The sequence below is a fragment of the Novosphingobium sp. AAP83 genome, from assembly GCF_001295795.1.
Taxonomy (GTDB): domain Bacteria; phylum Pseudomonadota; class Alphaproteobacteria; order Sphingomonadales; family Sphingomonadaceae; genus Novosphingobium.
This window is the reverse complement of record NZ_LJHY01000034.1, coordinates 1-1,171: the sequence shown is the minus strand read 5'-3', so window position 1 is coordinate 1,171 and position 1,171 is coordinate 1. Positions and strand designations below refer to the sequence as shown.

The 1,171-nt window shown below is 57.8% G+C and carries 1 protein-coding gene; it reads left to right on the top strand.

The features are described from left to right. Positions 1-98 precede the first annotated feature (98 nt). Positions 99-1,171, top strand: a 1,073-nt coding sequence (locus IP81_RS15580) for a VCBS repeat-containing protein (RefSeq protein ID WP_197274665.1), incomplete at its 3' end; no start/stop codon positions are given.

Here is a 1,171-nt window from a genome sequence, read left to right as displayed (position 1 = left end):
AGGTGTGAATCACAACATGCTGGTATTGCTCAACAACTTTCGGATCGGGCTCTCAGAATGCCGCCAACCCGGGGCCGCAACTGCTCGACAGCGATGTAGTGTTCACTCTCTCGGCGAGCCTGAGCGGCGGCAAGCTGGTGATGGGTGGCCTGCTGGTCGAGGACAGAGTCTCGGTCATGACCGAGGGCAGTGGCGCTGGCCAGATCGGTTTTGACGGCACCATAGTCAGCTATGAAGGGCTGGCATTCGGAACAGCAACGGGCGGTGTTGGCGGAGACTTCACGATCACGTTCGACGCCAGCGTGACCAGTGCCGCGGTCGATGCGCTGATCCAGCGGCTGAGCTACGCCAATGTCAGCAGCACGCCAACCGCAACGCGGACGCTGACGCTGAATGTGGTGGACGTGAACAACGCTGACCTTTCCCTTTTCCGTTTTAACGAGCTAGTCGGCCCGTCAAATCCTTTTGACGGTATTATTTTTCCGTCTGTCACCGCTCCGACCTTCGTAGACTTGAACGGCGATGGTCGGCTCGACCTCGTCGTGGGAGAAAATTTTGGCACCTTCCGGGTTTGGCAAAACACCGTTAACGGCTACACAGAGCTCACTGGAGCCGACAATCCATTCAACGGCTTCGACGTAGGGGATGTTAGCACACCAACTTTTGTAGACTTGGACGGCGATGGTCGGCTCGACCTCGTCTCGGGAGAAAATTTTGGCACCTTCCGGGTTTGGCAAAACACCGTTAACGGCTACACAGAGCTCACTGGCGCCGACAACCCCTTCAACCTGATTGATAGCACGTCCGGGTACGGCAGAGCGCCAGTCTTCGTAGACTTGGACGGCGATGGTCGGCTCGACCTCGTCTCGGGAGACTATGACGGCACCTTCCGGGTTTGGCAAAACACCGCCAATGGCTATGTCGAGCTCACCGGCGTCGACAATCCTTTAGACGGTATCAGCGTGGGGAGTGGGGGCTACAGCACACCCACTTTTGTAGACTTGGACGGCGATGGCCAGCTCGAACTAGTCGCGGGTGATTTCTACGGCAATTTCCAGGCGTGGCAGAACACCAGTCAGGTCAGAATTACAGTCACCCAAGACAACCAGGGGGGGAACGAAGGGCCGAGCGTCACCTCAGGGGCGACAGCGAACTTCGCGGAGAATGGCAC